The following is a 17868-nucleotide window of genomic DNA, read 5'->3' on the forward strand; positions in this document are numbered from 1 at the left end:
ACAGAACTTTTCATGTATGCAGACGAGTAACGGAGAGCGGTAGAGCCATGGAACACGAAATCACGACACGGGGACCGCGCATGCGAACGTTGTCCCTCTGGTTGGCGATCGGAGTTCTCGTCGCCGCCGCCCTGCTCGGGTCGATCTTCATCATCCTCGGCGATCAGGCCGAGATCGCGGGGCGTGCCTGGCTGACGCTGCTGCTCGCCGCTGCGTTCGCCGGTGCCGTCGTGCTCGACGCAGGGATGGCCCACGGCCCCAACCGCTGGTATCTCCCCGTTTCGACCGGCGTCAACGCCCTCCTCGTGCTCGTCGGGCTCTTGAAGACGTGGGGTGGATTCTTCCAGCCGGAGGACACCGGGAGCGGCGTCGTGTGGTCCGCGCAGCTCTTCCTCTTCGTCTGGATCGTGATCCTGCTGCGCGCAGCTCTCATCGTCACGCAGACGTATGGCCGGCGGTTCGTCGCCCACGCCACCTCGCAGGCCACGAAGGTCTTCGCCGCGATGGCGCTCGTCTTCATCTGGGTCATCGCGGTGCTCTTGGCGTTGCCGCCCGCGCTTCCCGAGGTGCAGTGGCCCGATGTGTGGTGGCGAATCGCGGGTGCGGCGACACTGGTCACGGCCGTGCTGTTCCTGATCCCCATCATCGTCTTCGCGTTCGAGCCGAAGAAGCCGACGTCGCCGTCGCCGGGGGTGTTCGTGCGCGGGCAGGACATCGGAGCGGCGAGCGCGCATCTGGCGCCCGTCGCGGCGGCTCAGGGTGGGGCCGCCCGCGGCCAGGAGTGGGCGCCGCCTGTCGGGGACGACCCGTTCGCTGGCGCCGTGGACGCCGACGGGTCGGAGGTTGAAGGTGCCACCGCGCCGTCAGCGTGACCGCGAAACGGAGGCGATTCCTGTCCCGCGGCGTTCCAGCGCCTCCGTTTCCCGCCTGAACGGGCGGGGTGAAGCCGGATCGCCTCCATTTCCGTCCTCGCCGGACCGGTTCCTGAGGCGGGGACGGCCGCGAGGACGGCGCCCGCGGGTGGTGGGAAACGGAGGGGATCCCGCGGGACACGCCGGGCCGGCGCGGGAAAGGGAGGACGCGGGCGGCTGCGGGCCGCTCGGCTCCTCCCTTCGTGCGGGCAGGTCGTGCGGAGCCGCCGCCGGCTCAGCCCGCGGGGTGCAGCACCGCGATGCCGATCGGCGGCGCGGTGTCCGCCGTTTCGAGCAGGTGCGCGGCCTCGGCGAAACCGACGGCGCCGCCGACGAGCTGCTGCGGGGTCAGACGACCCGCGGCCACCAGGTCGAGCATCTCGGGGTAGGCGGCTGCGGCCATGCCGTGGCTGCCGAGGATCTCGAGCTCCCATCCGATGACCCGATCCAGCGGGAGCTCGGGCACGGCGGCGGCCAGCAGCCCGACCTGCACATGACGGCCGAGGCGGCGCAGCGAACGGACGGCGGTCGTCGCGGTGTCGGGGGAGCCGACCGCGTCGATCGTGGCGTGCGCACCTCCGCCGGTGAGGTCGCGCACGGTCTCGGCGGTGTCCGCTGCGGCGACGACCGTGTGCTCCGCTCCGAGACGCGCGGCCAGGTCCAGGGCGGCGGGGGAGCGGTCCACGGCCACCACCCGCGCGCCGAGCGCCGAGGCGACCATCACCGCGCTCAGGCCGACGCCGCCCGCGCCGTAGACCGTGAGCCACTCCCCAGGCTGGATGCGCGCCCGAGCCGTCACCGCCCGGTACGCCGTGGCGAACCGGCAGCCCAGGCTCGCGGCGGCGTCGGCGGAGAGGCCGTCCGGCACGCGCACCAGGTTGGTGTCGGCGGCGCGCACGGCGACGAGCTCGGCGTGCGATCCCCAGTGGGTGAAGCCGGGCTGCGTCTGCTGCGGGCACACCTGCGCCTGCCCGGCGCGACACCATTCGCACTCGCCGCATCCGTTGACGAAGGGAGCGGTGACGCGGTCGCCCGGCCGCCAGCGCGAGACACCGCTGCCGACCGCCTCGACGACGCCCGCGAACTCGTGACCGGGGACGTGGGGGAGGGCGACCGAGTCGTCGTGGCCCGCCCACGCGTGCCAGTCGCTGCGGCAGAGACCGGACGCTTCGACCCGGATGACGGCACCGCCGTCGGGGACGGCCGGGTCGGCAAGCTCCGCGACCTCCACCGGCCCGCCGAAGCGTTCGTAGTACAGGGCTCTCACGTGACCTCCCGGGTCAGTACGGCGACGGCGGCGAGGTCCGCCTCCGCCCAGTCGAGCTCGCCGAGACGCTCGACGGGCATCCAGCGCAGTTCGTCGTGATCGGTGCTCGCGACCGGTGCGTCCCCGTCGAGCCGGCAGTCGAAGCAGGCGAGGTCGATCGCGCGGCCGCCTGCGCGCGCGGTCACCGTGCGGTCGAGCAGCGCACCGACGTGGATGCGCACCCCGAGTTCCTCCGCGATCTCCCGCGCGAGCGCGGCCTCCGGCGACTCTCCGCTCTCGACCTTGCCGCCCGGGAACTCCCAGCGTCCGGCGGCATCCTTCCCGGGCGCCCGACGGCAGGCCAGAACGCGGTCACCGTCGCGGACGACGGCCGCGACGACGACGAGGGGCTGCACCACTCCATCCTGCCCTGCGCAGCGATGGAGGATGGCACCGCTAGCATCCAGGTATGTCGCAGAGCGCGCCCGTGCGGCGGCCGTGGGTCGTCCTCGGCCTGGCCGCGAGCCTCCTGGCCCAGCTGGCGATGATCGTGGTGGGCGTCTGGCTCTATGTCGAAGAGGGTGACGACGGCACCACGCTCGAGCTCCTCGCCATCTGGTGCGGCATCGGTACGGTGTACCTCATCGTCGTGCTCATCGTGCTGGGTCGCGTCGCCCGGCGCCCTGCCCGTCCCGGCGGTCGCCCGGCTCGCTGGGAGACCGGACGACTCGCCCGCATCGTCTCGATGTCAGCGACTATCTTCTCCAGCCTCATCGGTCTGGCCGCCGCGATCCAAGTGCTCGGATTACACAACGACCCCGAAGTCGGCACCGCAACCGACTTCGTCGGCGTCTGGTCGATGCTGCTCGCCTGGGGGTTCCTGCACTGGGGCTTCTCGCAGATCTACTACCAGCGCTACTTCGCCGCCGCGGAGCCGATGCTGCGGTTCCCGCATCCGGACGGCGCCCCGGCGCCGGTGCCGCGGTTCGTCGACTTCGTGTATTTCGCCTTCACCATCGGCACGACGTTCGCGGCATCCGACGTGGAGGTGCTCAGCACCCGGATGCGCTGGACCATCGTCTGGCACTCGGTGCTGAGCTACTTCTTCAACGGGCTGATCATCGTGCTCGCGCTGAACACGATCATGTCCGGCGCGCGGTAGCGCTAGAGCAGCGTCTCGACGCCGATCCGCACCCGGTCGCCGAGCTCCACGCCCTCCGCCCGCCGCACGGCGCTCTTGATCGGCACGACGTACGTGCCGTCCGCCTGCGGGAAGATCGACGTCGACCAGCGCGAGCCGCCCAGGGTCACCGACACCTTGACGGAATCGAAACCGGCGGGCGGATGCGGCTGCAGCCGGATCTCCTCCGACACCTCCTCGGGGAGCTGCGCGAAGACCCACAGCTCCCGGCGGGAGGCCCAGCGGAACAGCTCCGCCTCGAACTCATAGCGATAACCGGCCATATCCGCCAAGCTACCGGTGAAGCGCCCGGGCGAGAAGTGCACCGCGGCGGAGTGGAGGGGTCGGCATGGCGGTACGTCCCGGATCGGTCACGTTCGTGGCCGTCCTCACCTACATCAACGGCATCCTGAACGTCATCGGCGGGGTGATCCTGCTGATCACGCGCGATCAGGTGGCCGGCTCGGCGGGCGGAGGTGTCGCAGGCATCACGACGGCGGCCATCATCTCGATCCTGCTCGGCATCATCGTGATCATCGTGGCGCGCGGACTGCTGCGGGGCAGCCCCGGCGCGCGCGTGGTGGTCACGGTGGTGATGATCGTCGACATCGTGAACGGCGTCATCCTGCTCTTCTCCGGCCAGCTCGCGAGCGGGATCGTCCAGATCCTGTGGTCGCTGCTGATCATCGTGCTGCTGTTCACGCGCCGTGCGAACGGGTTCTTCACAGGCCGCTGAATCCCGGGAGCCGATCGGCCAGAATGGGAGGACGGCGTCGTACGGGCGCCGGGTTCGAGGAGTCCCATGCGCTGGCCGAAGTGGTTCCGCAGGCGTGTCGAGAAGACGACACGCACGCGTCCGTTCGACGAGCACGCCCTGCCCGAGCCGCCCGCGCCGAGCCTCGAGCAGTCCGTCGAGGAAGGCATGCTGCTCGCGGAATACGCCACGCGTATGGCGGTCAAGAACCACATCGTCGTCGACACGATCCAGTACGGCAACTCGTACGACCCGGCGATGCATGCCATGGAGGCGGCAGCGATGCTGCGCGAGCTGGCCTCCGAGCAGGGCGTCGCGGCCGGGCGGATCGAGGAGGAGCTGGAGGCGGCCGAGAAGCTGAGCGGCGACGCCGAGCACCCGCACGACTACCGCCGGGTCGATGCCGACAACCTGCGGCTGCGACGGGATGCGGCCATCCAGCTGGCGGCGGCGCTGCGGGCGAAGGCCGACTCGGAGGAGGAGCTGCTCGCCCTCGTCGAGCGCGGCCGGCAGGATGCGTGGGACGAGGTCGGGCGCGCCATCGAGGCGGGGCTGGACGCGTTCTCGGGCGCCGAGGCGCTGAAGGCGGACTACGAGCGCGAGAGGCCGGCGCGGCTCAAGCTGCTCATCTGGCGGGATCTCGCCAAACTGGAAGAGGAGCGCACCGGCTACTGACCGCTGCGCAGGCTCACCGGCGGCACCAGGTCGCCGACCTCTGACCGCACCCACACGTCGCCCGTCTCCCGCTTCTCGGCGTGCGTGCTGAAGCGGTACAGGAACATCCGGGCGCGGATCGCCCGCGGCGGCTCCCCTCCGAAAGGATCCTGCCGGAGCAGCTTCAGGGTCGGCCGGTCCGCCTCGAGCAGACGCAGCAGGAGCACCTCGAACCAGGGCGAGTCGCGCGAGCCGAGCGCCAGGAACCACATCAGCCAGTCGAGCCGCAGGTGGTACGGCGCGAACTGGCGGGGGATACGGTGCACGTCGCCGGGCTTGCCCTTGAAGGCGTACTCCAGCCAGCGCGCATCCGGGTCGCTCGGGTCGTCCGTCGTTCCCTCGACGACGACCTCGTAGCGTTCCTTGGTGACACTGCCGAACGCGCCGTAGGCGTTCACCAGGTGCCAGCGGTTGAAGCTCGCGTTCATCAGCTGGCGGCGTGAGAACAGGTTCTTCAGCGGCGGCCAGCTCAGGACCACCAGGAACACGGTCGCCGCCACGGCCACCACGGCGTACCAGAGCGGGACGTCGGCGGCGCCGATCCCCCCGACATCCGCTCCACCGAACAGCCACGAGAACACCGGGTCGCTGATCCCGGCGAACGCGAGCACGATCGTGATCCAGTTCAGCCACGCGAAGTTGCCGGTGAGCACCAGCCACAGCTGCGTGAGGATCATGACGGCCGCGGCGACGCTCGCGACCGGCTGCGGGAAGAACAGGAACCACGGGACGATCAGCTGCGCGAAGTGGTTGCCCAGCACCTCCACCCGGTGGAACCACTTCGGCAGCAGATGCGCCGAGCGGCTGAGCGGGTTCGGCATGGGCTGCGTCTCGTGGTGGTAGTACAGCGCGGTGAGGTCGCGCCACGATCGGTCGCCGCGCATCTTGATCATGCCGGCGCCGAACTCCAGTCGGAACACCAGCCAGCGGACGAAGAAGACGATCGTGATCGGGGGAGCGGTGTCCCACGCGCCGAGGAAGGCGACGATGAACCCCGCCTCGCAGAGCAGGCTCTCCCAGCCGAAGCCGTAGAAGGTCTGCCCGATGTTCACGATCGAGAGGTACAGGAACCACACGATCAGGAAGACGGGGACGAAGACGTAGGTGGGCGCGAGCTGCACCACCCCCGCGACGATCAGCGCCGAGAGCGCCGCGCCCGTCCAGGCGACCGTGCGCAGCAGCCGGTCCGAGTACCGCCAGCGGAACAGCGTCGGCTGCTTGCGGGCGTAGGGATGCCGCAGAAAACGCCGGGCGGGCAGCAGCCCGTTGTCGCCGAGCAGGGCGGGGAACTGGTTCACCGCCGACACGAACGCCACCAGGTACAGCGCGGCGACGCCGCGCTGCAGGATCTCGCGCGCGATCGTGTAGTCGTCGCCGGCCAGCCAGGCGGTCAGCCACGCGGGGAACTCCATCGACACCACCCCAGTCGTCGAACGCCCTCACCGTACGCCCGGGGCGGCGGGACGACGAGTCCCCGCCGGGTCAGAGGGGAACGGATGCCGCCTCGGCCACCCCGAACAGCTGGCCCGGGTAGCGGAGGCCGTCGAAGTACCGGTTCGTGTGCGCCACGATCTGCTCACCGGTGAGCTCCACGCCGTCCCACTCGCTGTCGGTGGTCGTGTGGGCGTCGGAGACGAGCACCACGTCGTAGCCCCGCACGGCCGCGCTCTGCGCCGTGGTCCGCACGCAGTAGTCGCTCTGCGCTCCCGTCACGACGAGGCGGCCGACGTCGAGACGCTCCAGCACCTCGTCGAGGTCGGTGTCGGCGAAGGAGTCGCGATAGTGCTTCAGGATGCGGGGCTCGCCGTCGACAGGGACGAGCCCGTCGGCGAGCTGCCAGGGCTCGCTGCCCTCCTCCATCCCGTCCTCCTCATGCTTCACCCAGACCACCGGCGTGCCGGCGGCACGGGCGCGGTCGACGAGCTGCCGGACGCGGGAGAGCACGCCGTCGGCGTCGAAGCAGCCGGGGAGGACGCCCTTCTGGAGGTCGATGACGAGCAGGGCGGAGGGCACGGTGTCGGTCACGTCACCATCCTGCCAGCGGTCGGCGCCGTCAGGCCGCGAGCTCGGCGTCCAGCCGGATGGGCCGGTGGTCCGAGGCGCCGGCGGGCAGCACATCCACCCGCTCGATCTCGAAGCCGGTCGACGTGACGAAGTCGAAGTAGCCGGAGAAGAACTTGTAGCGCAGGTAGGTCGGCTGTGTCGTGCGCTTCAGCGTGTAGCCGGAGGTCGTGAGGTGCCGCTCCAGGCCCCGGATGAACCAGGGGTAGTTGAAGTCGCCGACCATGACCGCGGGGGTGTCGGGGGCGAGCGAGCGCATCCCGTCGTGGGCGGCGGCGATCTGCTTGCGCCGCAGCGAGTTCAGCGCGGTGAGGGGCGCGGCGTGGAACGACCCCACCAGGATCTCCTCACCGTTGTCGCGGTCGCGGAGGTGCACGGCCAGCAGACGCTCGTTGGCCGGCGCCAGCACGCGGTCGTGCAGCGACTTCTGCACGGCGAACACCTGGCTGTGGAGGATCTCGTAGCGGTCGTCGCGCACGTAGACCGCGAGGCCCAGCCGGTTGGCCCGGGTGGTGTCGGCGAGCACCAGGTGGTGCAGGCGTTCGGGAAGGGCGTCGCTGTCGCATTCCTGCAGGCACAGGACGTCGACGTCGTACGCCTCCGCGATGCCCGTCAGCTCCCCGCTCGCGGCGTGCTTGCGGAGGTTGTAGCTCACGATCCTCAGGGTCATGCACCTCTTCTCGAAGGACCTCGTACGCGGGCGGCACGGATGCGCGCCCGCTCTGCCATTCTGTCCCACTTGTGAGACCGCTCAAGCGACCACGTGTGATCCCACAAGGAATTCACATCACGGACACCGGCGGTTCGGGCGGTACGGTGGTCGCATGGCAGGCGGCGCTGTAGTCCTCACGGTCCCGGGTCCCGATGGCGACAGGGAGGTGCGGATCTCGAGCCCCGAGCGGGTGATCTTCCCCGAGGCCGGCATCACCAAGCTCGATCTCGCGAACTATCTCGTGGAGGTCGGCGACGCGTTCGTCCGCGCGAACGGCGACCGGCCGGTGTCGCTGCAGCGGTTCCCGGAGGGGATCGACGGGGAGCAGTTCTTCTCGAAGAACCCGCCGCGCGGGGTGCCGGACTACGTGCGCTCCGTCACGGTGACGTACCCGAGCGCCCGCTCGCATCCACAGCTCGTGATCGACGAACCGGCCGCCGCCGTCTGGGCCGCGCAGATGAACACGGTGGTGTTCCACCCGTGGCCGTCGCGCGCCGAGGACTCGGACAACCCCGACCAGCTGCGCATCGACCTCGACCCGCAGCCGGGCACCGGCTTCGCCGACGCCGTGCCCGCCGCCATCGAGCTGCGGAAGGTGCTGCAGGAGGCCGGGCTCACGGCGTTCATCAAGACCTCCGGCAACCGCGGGCTGCACGTGTTCGCGCCGATCGTGGCGCAGCGCGAGTTCCTCGACGTCCGGCACGCCGTGATCGCCGCCGCGCGCGAACTCGAACGACGGATGCCGGACCGGGTGACCACGGCGTGGTGGAAGGAGGAGCGCGGGGAGCGCATCTTCGTCGACTTCAACCAGGCCAACCGCGACCGCACGATGGCCGGCGCCTACAGCCCGCGGGCGCTCCCGCACGCCTCCGTTTCGGCCCCGATCACGTGGGAGGAGCTGGAGCACGTCGACCCGCGCGACTTCACAGTGCTCACCATGCCCGAGCGACTGCGCACGGTCGGCGACCCGTGGGAGCACTTCGGTGCGGAACCCGGCACGATCGACGTGCTGCTCGGCTGGTGGGAGCGCGACCTGTCGAACGGCCTCGGCGAGCTGCCGTTCCCTCCGGACTACCCCAAGATGCCGGGGGAGCCGCCGCGCGTGCAGCCGAGCCGCGCGAAGAAGGCGTAGCGGGTCAGTCCGCGCTTCGCCGCCATGTCGCCGAGGAACTAGGTCAACACGTCGCCCAGGTCGTACGCGATCGGCCGGTCCAGCTGCTCGAAGGTGCACGACCGCGCCTCGCGGTCCGGCCGCCAGCGCTCGAACTGCGCCGTGTGACGGAAGCGCATCCCCTCCATCTGGTCGTACCGCACCTCGAGTACGCGCTCCGGCCGCAGCCGCACGAAGGACACGTCCTTGCTGCCCGAGAAGCGGCTCCGGTCGGTCTCGCCGGTGACGGCCGCTCCGCTCTCGTCGCGCTCCACCAGCGGCTCCAGCTCGTCGATCAGGGACAGCCGCTTCGCGTCGGTGAACGCCGAGACGCCGCCGACGTTGCGCAGCTGGCCGTCGTCGTCGAACAGCCCGACGAGCAGGGAGCCGACACCGCGGCCGCTGGTGTGGATGCGGTACCCGAGCGCCACGACATCGGCTGTCCGGTGGTGCTTGATCTTGAGCATCGTGCGCTTGTTCGGCGCGTACGGCCCGGCCAGCGGCTTGGCGACGACGCCATCCAGCCCGGCGCCCTCGAACTCGACGAGCCAGCGGCGAGCGAGGTCGACATCCGTCGTGGTGCGGGTCAGCTGGATCGGAGCGGGCAGGTCGCCGGCGAACTCCTCCAGAGCCGCCCGCCGATCGGCGAACGGCCGGTCGACGTACGAGTCGTCGCCGATGGCGAGCAGGTCGAAAGCGACGAAGGTGGCCGGCGTCTGCTCCGCCAGCAGGTTGACGCGACTGGCGGCCGGATGGATGCGTTGCGACAGCGCCTCCCAGTCGAGCCGCTGCTTCCCGGGCTCGCCGGTCGGCACCACGATCTCGCCATCGAGCACGCACGGGCCGGGCAGGATGCTGCGGAACGCCTCCACGAGCTCGGGGAAGTACCGCGTGAGCATCTTCGAGCCGCGGCTGCCGATCTCGACCGACTCCACCGCGCCGTCGCCCTCGGCGTAGACGATGGCCCGGAAGCCGTCCCACTTCGGCTCGTAGCTGAGGCCGCCCGTCACGCTGTCGGGCTCCGGGACGGCGGGGACCGCCTTCGCGAGCATCGGGGCGATGGGGGAGGAGGCGGAGGGTCGCATGCTCCGATCATGCCGCGAACGACCGACCTCGGGAAGGGATGCGGTCCCGCGCGTCGCACGCTGAGGATGCGCTCACAGCCGTTGGTGCTTAGGTAAGGCTCGCCTATACTCGATCGCGAGATGTACCGTCCCGATCACGCCACCCACACCGCCTCGACCGCGCACCACGACGACCGCGTGCAGTTCCTGGTCGTCGGGGATGAGACCTCGCTCACTGAGCTGGAGGCCGAACTCGCGCTCCTCCCGCTGTGCGCGCGCGGCCGCGTGTTCGTCGAGGTCGGGGAGCCCTCGGAGGTCGTGCCGCTGGCGACGCCGATGCGCATGACGGTCACCTGGCTGATCCGCTCGCACCGCAGCGGTCGGCCCGGCACCGGCGAGCTGTGCGCCCGCGGCGAGGCCGGCGCCCGCGCCGTGCGCGCCTGGTGCGACGAGATGCTGTGCGACGGGCCGGGCGAAACGCGTGCGATCGTCACCGGCGGCTTCGCGCTCGCGACTGAGGTGCGCGACCACCTCATCCACACGGTCGGCATGCACGCCGAGGCCGTGGCGGCGCCGTCCTTCCGCTGACGCCGGGCGTCCGCCGTGTCGCCCACCCCAGGTCGGTGAGCTGGTTGACGCGACACGCCGCGACGCGTCCGTATTGCGCGGCGTGTTGCGTCAACTCGTCGATCAGGCGGGGACGTCCAGCCCCACCAGCGCCTCGCTCGCGGCCCAGAGGTCGCGCCCGAGCTGCGCGTTGCGCGCCTGCGGGTTGACGCGGCCGTTCACCGACAGGCGGTCGAAGTACGTGCCGCTCGGCGCACCGACCCGCGCCGGCCCGGCGAGGAACAGCAGAGGAGCGGCACCCGCCGCGACCGAGATGCCGAAGCTGCTCCGCGTCACCAGGTGGCCGAAGCGGATCAGCGGCGACGAGTTGCCGAAATTGGTGGCGATGGTTCCGGGATGGAACGAGTAGGCGCTCACGCCGGTCCCGGTCAGGCGCTCGGCCAGCTCGGCGGCGAACAGGATGGTCGCCAGCTTCGCCGTGCCGTACGCGCGCCAGCCGCCCTGCCAGGGGCGCCGCTCCCAGTCCAGGTCGTCGATGCGCAGGTTGCCGAACCGGTTGGCGAGGCTGGCGGTGGAGACCACCCGCACATCCCGTCCGGACGCCGCGGTCTCGACGAGTCGCGGCCGCAGCAGTGCGGTGAGCAGGAAGGGCGCGAGGTGGTTCGCCTGGATGGTCCGCTCGTGCCCATCCACCGTCAGCTCGCGGTCGTGGTAGAGCCCGCCGGCGTTGTTGGCGAGCACGTCGATCGTGTCGTACCGATCGAGCAGGGCCGCCGCAAGGGCGCGCACGTCGTCGAGGCGCTCGAAGTCGGCGAGGAACGGCGTCGCTCCGATGCGTTCCGCGACTGCGCGGGTGCGCTCCGGGTTGCGGCCGACGACCGCGACCTCGTCGCCGCCCGCCTTCAGCTGCTCGGCAGCCACTGCTCCGATGCCGGAGCTCGCGCCCGTGATCACGATGGTGCGCGTCATCGGTACCCGCCTTTCTCGAGGCCCGCCTCGATCTCGAATCGGTTGCGGAGGGGGTCGCGGCCGGCGACGAAGTAGAGCAGCGGGAACAGCATCCCGTAGCGCTGCCACTGCCGCTTGTGGATCGCCTCGTGCTCGAGCACGTCATCGCTCACGTTGTGGTCGGTGAGGTAGACGCCGCCCACGCACGACCCGCCGCGGCCGAAGGTCGCCTTCGGCATGCCGCGGAACACCGTGAGCCCGGCGCGACGCTCGATGCGCCCGGTGCTCCAGAGGAATCCCCAGGTGAGGCCGACCGCGGTCGCATAGAGGTATCCGGCGCGGCTCACCGGCGAATCGAGCAGGATGCGGCCGAGCGGCGTGCGGTCGAAACCGCTCACTTCTCGGGTCTTCCGTAGGTCTCGAGCAGCCGCAGCCACACCTCGCTAACCGTCGGGTACGACGGCACGGCGTGCCACAGGCGGTCCAGCGGCACCTCGCCGACGACGGCGACGGTGGCCGAGTGGAGGAGCTCGCCGACGTCCTGACCGACGAAGGTCACCCCGAGCACGACCTTGCGGTCCTCGTCGACGACCATGCGGGCCTTGCCCTCGTACCCGTCGGCGACGACGTGCGCACCGGAAACGCTCCCGATGTCGTAGTCGACGACCCGGATGCGGTAGCCCGCCTTCTCGGCGCGCGCGGCGGTCAGCCCGACGGATGCGACCTCCGGGTCGGTGAAGGTGACCTGGGGGACCGCCTCGTGGTCGGCCGTCGCGACGAAGGCGCCCCACGGCTCCAGCGAGACGTCGCGTCCCGTGGCGCGAGCGGCGATGGCGTCGCCGGCGGCGCGGGCCTGGTACTTGCCCTGGTGGGTGAGCAGCGCGCGATGGTTGACGTCGCCGACGCCGTACAGCCAGCCGCCGTCGACGGGCCGGCCGTCGGCTCCGAGCACGCGCATGCTGTCGTCGACGTCGAGCCAGGCGCCGTCCTCCAGACCGAACGCGTCGAGTCCGATGCCGAACGTGCGGGGGAGGCGCCCGGTGGCCACGAGGAACTCGTCGGTCTCGAGCACCGCGCCGTCGTCGAGGCGGATGCGGAAGCCCTCGTCGTCCGTGCGCTCCACCTGCTCGACGCCGGAATCGAGGTGCAGGGTGGCTCCGAGCTTCGTGAGTGACTCGGCGACCATCTCGCCGGCGAACGGCTCGTCGCCGCCCAGCAGGCCGCTGCGTGCGATCAGGTGCACCTCGGTGCCGAAGCCGGCGTAGGCCGTGGCCATCTCGGTGGCGACGACACCGCCGCCCAAGATCGCAAGGGAGACCGGCACGCGCTGGGCGCTCGTCGCCTCACGGCTCGACCACGGCTCGCTCTCGCGGAGCCCGGGGATGTCGGGCATGAGCGCCGCGGATCCGGTGGAGACCGCGACCGCGTGCTTCGCGCGCAGCACCGTGACCGTGCCGTCCTCCGCCGTCACGGTGACCTCGCGCGGCGCGGTGATGACGCCCCACCCGCGCACCAGGTCGATCCCGGCGCCGTTCAGCCACTCGACCTGGCCGTCGTCGTTCCAGTTGCTCGTCATGTCGTCGCGGCGCTTCAGCACAGCGGCCACGTCGAGCGGACCGGTGACCGCTTCGCGCGTCCCCCCGACCTTCTGGGCTGCGCGCAGCAGCGCCCCGCTCCGCAGCAGCGTCTTGGAGGGCATGCACGCCCAGTAGGAGCATTCGCCTCCGACGAGCTCGGACTCCACGATCACCGTCCGCATGCCGCCCTGAGCGGCCCGGTCGGCGACGTTCTCGCCCACGGCTCCCGCACCCATCACGATGACGTCGTAGTCCTTGATCTCGCTCATGTCTTCTCCCTGCCGCCGTTCCGGCCGCTGTCGATGGTGTGTCGGATGTGGTGCGTCGTGTCGTCCGTGGGGTTCGTCGCGCGCCCGCGGATCGGATGGCTAGCGTCCGACGAAGCGCGCCTCCGTGCGGGTCAGGAACGCCTCCATGCCGATCCGGGCGTCCTCGCTGCCGACGAGCCGGACGAGGGTGGGCTGCAGCTCGGCCTCCGCCGCGGCATCCCCGTCGCGCACGGCTCGCTTCGCGTTGGCCAGCGCGGCCTGCACCGCCAGGGGCGCCTGTGCGGCGATCCGCTCGGCCAGCTCCAGAGCGCGGTCGAACTGCTCGCCGTCCTCGACGACCTCCTGCACGAGGCCGATGCGGTGCGCCTCGGCGGCGTCGAAGAGGTCGCCGGTGAGGATGTAGCGCATCGCGTTGCCCCATCCCACCGCCCGGGGGAAGCGGAGGGTGGCGCCGCCGAACGGCAGGATGCCGCGGGTGACCTCGATCTGACCGAACCGCGTCCCGCGTGCCGCCACCGCGATGTCGGAGGCGAGGATGAGTTCGATCCCGAGGGTGAGGCAGGTGCCTTGCACGGCGATGACGACCGGCTTGGTCAGCTGCTGCCCCGAGACCTGCCACGGGTCGATGCCGTCCTCGCCGACGAAGGAGAGCCCGTCCTTCCCGATGCGCGGCCCGAGGTCGGCCAGGTCCAGCCCGGCCGTGAAGTGCTCGCCCACGGCGTGCACGAGACCGACCCGCAGCTCGGGATCGCGCTCCAGCTCTCCGTAGGCCAGTGCCAGCTGGTTCAGCAGCTCGAAGTCGGCCGCGTTCCGCTTCTCCGGCCGGTTCAGGCCGATCAGCAGCACGTGCCCGCGCCGCTCGGTCAGGATCTTGGGCTCGCTCATGGCTCCCAAGCTACCGCGCTCCGTCAGAGCCGGCCGCGGCCTGCGACGCGGTCGGGCCGGTCAGCGCACCGAGGATGCGGAGGATGACCGGGAGGTCGTGAGCTGCGGCGTCCGGGTTCTCCGGCGCGAACTCCATGAGGCCCGCTCCCGCGAGCTCGAACCGCCGGCGGAGTGCGCGGATCGCCTCGGTGAGCCGCTCCGGGAGCACGCCGAACGGCTCCGGGTAGCCGATCCCGTCGATGGTGGACGGGTCGAGCACGTCGAGGTCGATGTGGAGGTACACCGACGTCGCGCCGGTGGCCGCCACCGCGTTCACGATCGCCTCCGGGTCATCCAGCTCGCCGGGTGCGACGACGCGGATGCCGGCCTGGTCCACGAAGGCCGACTCGCCGTCGTCAAGCGCCCGGACTCCCGCGAGGGTCAGCTGACCGGGAGCGAGGACCTCCGGTCCAGTCGAGGCGAGCCCGTCCGGTCCGTCCCCGAGGAGCGCGCGCAGCACCATCCCGTGGAAGGCGCCGGACGGCGAGGAGTCGACGTCGTTGAGGTCGCCGTGGGCGTCGAACCACACGACCGCCACAGACCCGGCGGGATGCGCGGCGAGCGCGTGCTGGATGGGCGCGAGCTCCGCACCGCAGTCGCCGCCGACCGTGACGACCGGCGCCTCGAGCAGCGCGAGCTCGGCCAGCGTCGCCTCGCGGACGGCCGCGAGGGATGAGAACCGGTTGACACCGCTGCCGAGCGACTCGCCCGCGGCGGCGGGCACCGGCACCTGGTGGGTGCGGGTGCCCGGCAGGTCGCCGCGAATGGCGTCGGCGCCGTCGATCAGGCGCATGGCCCGCGACGAGCCCGACCCCTGCCACTGCGGGACGACGAGGAAGGACGCGCCGCTCACCCCTGGGCGCCCGAGGTCACGGCCCCCTGCGACCCTCCGCCGGACTTGAGCGCGGCGAGCCGTGCCTCGACCTCGGTCATCTCGCCGAGGTCGTCGAGCTGCTCGAACTGCGAGTCGAGGCTGGATGCGGCGAGCTCCTGCGCGCCCCGCACCTTGGCCTCCTCCCGGCGGATCTTCTCTTCGAAGCGGGAGACCTCGCTGGTCGGGTCCATGATGTCGACGCTCTTCACGGCATCCATCACCTGCGCCTGCGCCTGCGCGCTCTTGGCGCGGGCGATCAGCTCGGAGCGCTTGCTCTTCAGCTGCTCCAGCTTCTCCTTCATGGCGTTGAGCCCGGTCTTGAGCTTCTCGACCACCTCGGTCTGCGCGGCGATCTGCGGCTCGGCGGCCTTCGCCTCGTTCTCCGACGAGATCTGCCGCTGCAGCGCGACCTTGGCGAGGTTGTCGAACTTGTCGGCGTTCGCGGTGTCGCCCGAGGAGCGGTACTGGTCGGCCTGACGGCTGGCGGCGAGCGCCTTGTCGCCCCACTCGGCCGCGGCCTCCACGTCTTCGCGGTGGTCGTCTTCGAGCAGCCGCAGGTTGCCGATCGTCTCGGCGATGGCGCTCTCGGCGTCGGCGATGCTGTTGGTGAAGTCGCGGACCATCTGGTCCAGCATCTTCTCCGGGTCCTCCGCCTGATCGAGGAGGGCGTTGATGTTCGCTCGCAACAGTTGCGAGATCCGTCCGAAGATGGATTGCTTCGCCATGTGCTCTTCCTTTCGCTCCCGCCCCCGTTGGGCGCTTGTGAGATGTGTGCGGCGGTCAGAACCGTCCGCCGCCACGCCGGCTGCGGGTGCCCCCGCCGCCGAAGCTTCCTGCGCTGAAGCCGCCGCCGCCGCTCCGGGTGCGGCTGCCGCCTCCGCCGAAACCGCCGCCGCCGAAACCGCCGCCGCCCCAGTTCCCTCCGCCGCCGCCCATCCCGCCGCGCAGGACCGAGTCGATGAGGATGCCGCCGAGGATGGCGCCCATCGTGCCGCTTCCGCCGCCGCGCCCGGAGGTGCCGCCGCCGAAGATGTCGCCGAGGCCGCCGCCTGCTCCGCCCATCCCGCCGAGGTCCGGCTGGAATCCGCCCACGTCCTGCTGGGCGAGCTGTGTCGCCTGGTCGGCGAGCTCCGCCGCGCGCTGGGCCTGGGCCAGGGCCGACACGGCGTCGGTCGCCGCGGTCTGCTCGGCCTGGACCACGAGCCGGGCAGCCTCCGCCAGCCGGGTGCGCGCCTCGGCGCCGACGGCTCCGCGCCGGGCGGTGATGAAGTCCTCGCACGCCGACACGCGCGCTTTCGCGGTCATCAGGGTCTGCTGGAGTGCCGACTGGGCGCGCTGCGCCTGGGCGCGGGCATCGCGGACGCCCTGTAGCACCCCGTCGATGGATCGGTTGGCGGCGTCGAGCCGCTGGGCCAGTTCGAGAGGGTTGACGCGTCCGGCGGAGAGGGCCGCCTGCACGTCGGTCACGGTCTGCTCCGTGCCGGCGACCGCCGCGGCGACGGAGCCGCCGGGGTCGCTGGAGGCGGCGAGCGCGCGCGCCTCCGCCAGGTCGCTCCGCAGCTCGGCGAGGGTGCCGTCGAGCGACTGCTGCGCGGCGGCCAGGTCGGAGCCGAGCCGGTCGACCGCGTCGAGCAGCAGGCCCGCCTGGTCCGCCGACTCCTCGGCGGCGCGAACGCCCACGGCCGCGGCGCCTGCATCGCCGGCCGCCGCCTTCTGCGCGGCGCCCGCCAGCGCGGTGTCGGTGAAGTCGAGGCGCTGCGTCGCCTGGTCGATGTTGTCGTGAACAGTCCCGAGGGAGGCGTCGGTGTACCGCTGCGCCAGTCCGTCGAGCGTGCCGCGCGTCGCGGCGAGACGCTGCCGGAGGGCCGCGGCCTGGGTGGCGATCTCGGCACTCGCCTCGGGGATGCGCTTCTCGATCGCCCGCAGTTCGTCGAAGGCGTCGGCCTGCGCATCCAGTGCCTGATTGGCGGTGGCGCAGAGCTGGACGATCCGGATGTTCCACTCGCGGCGCTGCTCGTCGGTGTCGGGCTCCGCGTCGTCGAGCCGCTGCTTGAGCGTGAACGCCTCGCGCAGCTGCCCCTTCGCCGTGTCGAGGGCGGACTGGAACGGCACCACCGCATCCGCCCCGTACTGTGCGGTGGCGAAGCCGAGCTCCTCCTCGCTCGTACGGATGGCGTCGTCGGTCTGCACCAGCGCGGACCCGGCTCGCCGTTCGAGGTCGGGGAGGGAGATGGTCTGCAACTCGCTCTGCGGTGTCGTCGGCCCCGCGGCTGCCTTCTTCTTGCGGGAACCGCGTGAGCGGACCAGCAGGAACACGACGAGGCCGACGATCAGCACGCCGATGAGGAACACCCAGAAGAACACGGCGCCGCCACCGCCTCCGCCGACGGCGTCGCCGAGCCCGTTCGCCGCGGCGACGGCCGCCCCGGCCCAGTCGCCGTCGTGCAGCTTCGGTTCGATGTCGTTGCGCTCGATGGAGTCGAGCTGGTCGGCGCTCACCGGGCCGTTGTCGTCGCCCGACAGGTAGTAGGTGCGGCCCTCGGTGGAGACCGCGAGCAGGTAGTCGCGCTGCCCGAGTCCGTTGCGCGCGGCCGTCTCGTTGGCCCAGTCGGCGGCCTCGGTCGGATCGGTGAACCGGTCGACGTAGACGACGTAGAGGTCGATGCGGTGATCGTCGTAGAGCTTCTTCGCGGCCGCCGTGATCGTCGACTCGTCCGATCCGCTGAGCACCTGCGCCTGATCGACGACGTGGCTGGGACCGAGATCGACCGGGTCCTGTGCGGAGGCCGGCGGGGCCGTGAGCAGCGTCGGCCCCGCTACGAGTCCGAGCGCCAGCAGGGCTCCGGTCAGCAGACGTCGCAAGCGCATCCACCCACTCTCTCGGGTCCGGCTGATACGCAGCCGAGTCTATTGGTGC

The 17868-nt window shown here is 71.3% G+C and carries 20 protein-coding genes; 6 read left to right on the top strand and 14 right to left on the bottom strand.

Annotation, left to right across the window (positions count from 1 at the left end; genetic code table 11):
* Window positions 1-80: 80 nt before the first annotated feature.
* Window positions 81-872 carry a hypothetical protein gene (locus tag AXZ95_RS06860; protein WP_018190286.1) on the top strand — a complete coding sequence of 264 codons (792 nt, stop codon included), beginning with the start codon at window positions 81-83 and terminating at the stop codon, window positions 870-872.
* Between the two features lie 274 nt (window positions 873-1146).
* On the opposite strand, the gene AXZ95_RS06865 is transcribed toward AXZ95_RS06860, so the two are convergent.
* Both AXZ95_RS06865 and AXZ95_RS06870 read right to left on the bottom strand, forming a co-directional pair.
* Complete coding sequence (locus tag AXZ95_RS06865) at window positions 1147-2178, bottom strand: zinc-dependent alcohol dehydrogenase family protein (protein WP_018190287.1); 1032 nt, start codon at window positions 2176-2178, stop codon at window positions 1147-1149.
* On the bottom strand, window positions 2175-2573 hold the full coding sequence (locus AXZ95_RS06870) for a (deoxy)nucleoside triphosphate pyrophosphohydrolase (protein WP_231374377.1): 399 nt from the start codon (window positions 2571-2573) through the stop codon (window positions 2175-2177). The genes AXZ95_RS06865 and AXZ95_RS06870 overlap by 4 nt, the downstream gene beginning before the upstream one ends.
* A 53-nt stretch (window positions 2574-2626) precedes the next feature.
* Between AXZ95_RS06870 and AXZ95_RS06875 the strand changes: the two genes are divergently transcribed.
* Window positions 2627-3319, top strand: coding sequence for a DUF1345 domain-containing protein (locus AXZ95_RS06875; protein ID WP_018190289.1), 693 nt, complete (start codon window positions 2627-2629; stop codon window positions 3317-3319).
* A gap of 2 nt (window positions 3320-3321) precedes the next feature.
* Here AXZ95_RS06875 and AXZ95_RS06880 read toward each other — a convergent pair whose 3' ends face one another.
* On the bottom strand, window positions 3322-3621 hold the full coding sequence (locus tag AXZ95_RS06880) for a DUF1905 domain-containing protein (protein ID WP_018190290.1): 300 nt from the start codon (window positions 3619-3621) through the stop codon (window positions 3322-3324).
* Window positions 3622-3686: 65 nt separating this feature from the next.
* Between AXZ95_RS06880 and AXZ95_RS06885 the strand changes: the two genes are divergently transcribed.
* Together AXZ95_RS06885 and AXZ95_RS06890 are read left to right on the top strand one after the other, a co-directional pair.
* The gene (locus tag AXZ95_RS06885) at window positions 3687-4073 is read left to right on the top strand and encodes a hypothetical protein (protein WP_018190291.1); all 387 of its coding nucleotides are present in this window, start codon (window positions 3687-3689) and stop codon (window positions 4071-4073) included.
* Window positions 4074-4139: 66 nt separating this feature from the next.
* Window positions 4140-4766: a hypothetical protein gene (locus AXZ95_RS06890; RefSeq protein ID WP_018190292.1), complete on the top strand. Its 627-nt coding sequence runs from the start codon at window positions 4140-4142 to the stop codon at window positions 4764-4766.
* Here the strand turns inward: AXZ95_RS06890 and AXZ95_RS06895 are convergent.
* From AXZ95_RS06895 to AXZ95_RS06905, 3 genes are all read right to left on the bottom strand, one after another.
* Complete coding sequence (locus AXZ95_RS06895) at window positions 4760-6217, bottom strand: lipase maturation factor family protein (RefSeq protein ID WP_196802420.1); 1458 nt, start codon at window positions 6215-6217, stop codon at window positions 4760-4762. The two genes, AXZ95_RS06890 and AXZ95_RS06895, sit on opposite strands and share 7 nt — an antisense overlap.
* A gap of 70 nt (window positions 6218-6287) precedes the next feature.
* Window positions 6288-6830, bottom strand: a complete 543-nt coding sequence (locus tag AXZ95_RS06900; RefSeq protein ID WP_018190294.1) for a cysteine hydrolase family protein — start codon at window positions 6828-6830, stop codon at window positions 6288-6290.
* A gap of 28 nt (window positions 6831-6858) precedes the next feature.
* A complete protein-coding gene (locus AXZ95_RS06905) occupies window positions 6859-7536 on the bottom strand; it encodes an endonuclease/exonuclease/phosphatase family protein (RefSeq protein ID WP_018190295.1) in 678 nt (225 codons plus the stop codon).
* A 154-nt stretch (window positions 7537-7690) separates the two neighbouring features.
* Between AXZ95_RS06905 and ligD the strand changes: the two genes are divergently transcribed.
* Window positions 7691-8710 (top strand): non-homologous end-joining DNA ligase, encoded by a 1020-nt coding sequence (gene ligD, locus AXZ95_RS06910; RefSeq protein WP_026307110.1) that lies wholly within the window; start codon window positions 7691-7693, stop codon window positions 8708-8710.
* Window positions 8711-8748: 38 nt separating this feature from the next.
* Here ligD and AXZ95_RS06915 read toward each other — a convergent pair whose 3' ends face one another.
* Window positions 8749-9813: an ATP-dependent DNA ligase gene (locus AXZ95_RS06915; protein ID WP_026307111.1), complete on the bottom strand. Its 1065-nt coding sequence runs from the start codon at window positions 9811-9813 to the stop codon at window positions 8749-8751.
* A 120-nt stretch (window positions 9814-9933) separates the two neighbouring features.
* Here AXZ95_RS06915 and AXZ95_RS06920 point away from each other — a divergent pair, with 120 nt between their 5' ends.
* On the top strand, window positions 9934-10380 hold the full coding sequence (locus AXZ95_RS06920) for an SIP domain-containing protein (RefSeq protein ID WP_018190298.1): 447 nt from the start codon (window positions 9934-9936) through the stop codon (window positions 10378-10380).
* Between the two features lie 102 nt (window positions 10381-10482).
* Here AXZ95_RS06920 and AXZ95_RS06925 read toward each other — a convergent pair whose 3' ends face one another.
* The 7 genes from AXZ95_RS06925 to AXZ95_RS19860 form a co-directional block, all read right to left on the bottom strand.
* The gene (locus tag AXZ95_RS06925; RefSeq protein WP_018190299.1) at window positions 10483-11328 is read right to left on the bottom strand and encodes an SDR family NAD(P)-dependent oxidoreductase; all 846 of its coding nucleotides are present in this window, start codon (window positions 11326-11328) and stop codon (window positions 10483-10485) included.
* Entirely contained in the window at window positions 11325-11705 is a 381-nt protein-coding gene (locus tag AXZ95_RS06930) for a hypothetical protein (protein ID WP_018190300.1), read from the bottom strand. Before AXZ95_RS06930 ends, AXZ95_RS06925 begins: the two co-directional genes overlap by 4 nt.
* The gene (locus tag AXZ95_RS06935; RefSeq protein ID WP_018190301.1) at window positions 11702-13153 is read right to left on the bottom strand and encodes an NAD(P)/FAD-dependent oxidoreductase; all 1452 of its coding nucleotides are present in this window, start codon (window positions 13151-13153) and stop codon (window positions 11702-11704) included. Before AXZ95_RS06935 ends, AXZ95_RS06930 begins: the two co-directional genes overlap by 4 nt.
* 99 nt (window positions 13154-13252) lie before the next feature.
* Window positions 13253-14038 carry a crotonase/enoyl-CoA hydratase family protein gene (locus tag AXZ95_RS06940; protein WP_018190302.1) on the bottom strand — a complete coding sequence of 262 codons (786 nt, stop codon included), beginning with the start codon at window positions 14036-14038 and terminating at the stop codon, window positions 13253-13255.
* Window positions 14039-14048: 10 nt separating this feature from the next.
* Window positions 14049-14930 carry an arginase family protein gene (locus AXZ95_RS06945; protein WP_018190303.1) on the bottom strand — a complete coding sequence of 294 codons (882 nt, stop codon included), beginning with the start codon at window positions 14928-14930 and terminating at the stop codon, window positions 14049-14051.
* The gene (locus AXZ95_RS06950) at window positions 14927-15676 is read right to left on the bottom strand and encodes a PspA/IM30 family protein (RefSeq protein WP_018190304.1); all 750 of its coding nucleotides are present in this window, start codon (window positions 15674-15676) and stop codon (window positions 14927-14929) included. Before AXZ95_RS06950 ends, AXZ95_RS06945 begins: the two co-directional genes overlap by 4 nt.
* 55 nt (window positions 15677-15731) lie before the next feature.
* Window positions 15732-17819, bottom strand: a complete 2088-nt coding sequence (locus AXZ95_RS19860) for a TPM domain-containing protein (RefSeq protein WP_018190305.1) — start codon at window positions 17817-17819, stop codon at window positions 15732-15734.
* Window positions 17820-17868: the final 49 nt, after the last annotated feature.

The organism is Leifsonia sp. 115AMFTsu3.1, assembly GCF_004362795.1.
Lineage (GTDB): Bacteria > Actinomycetota > Actinomycetes > Actinomycetales > Microbacteriaceae > Leifsonia.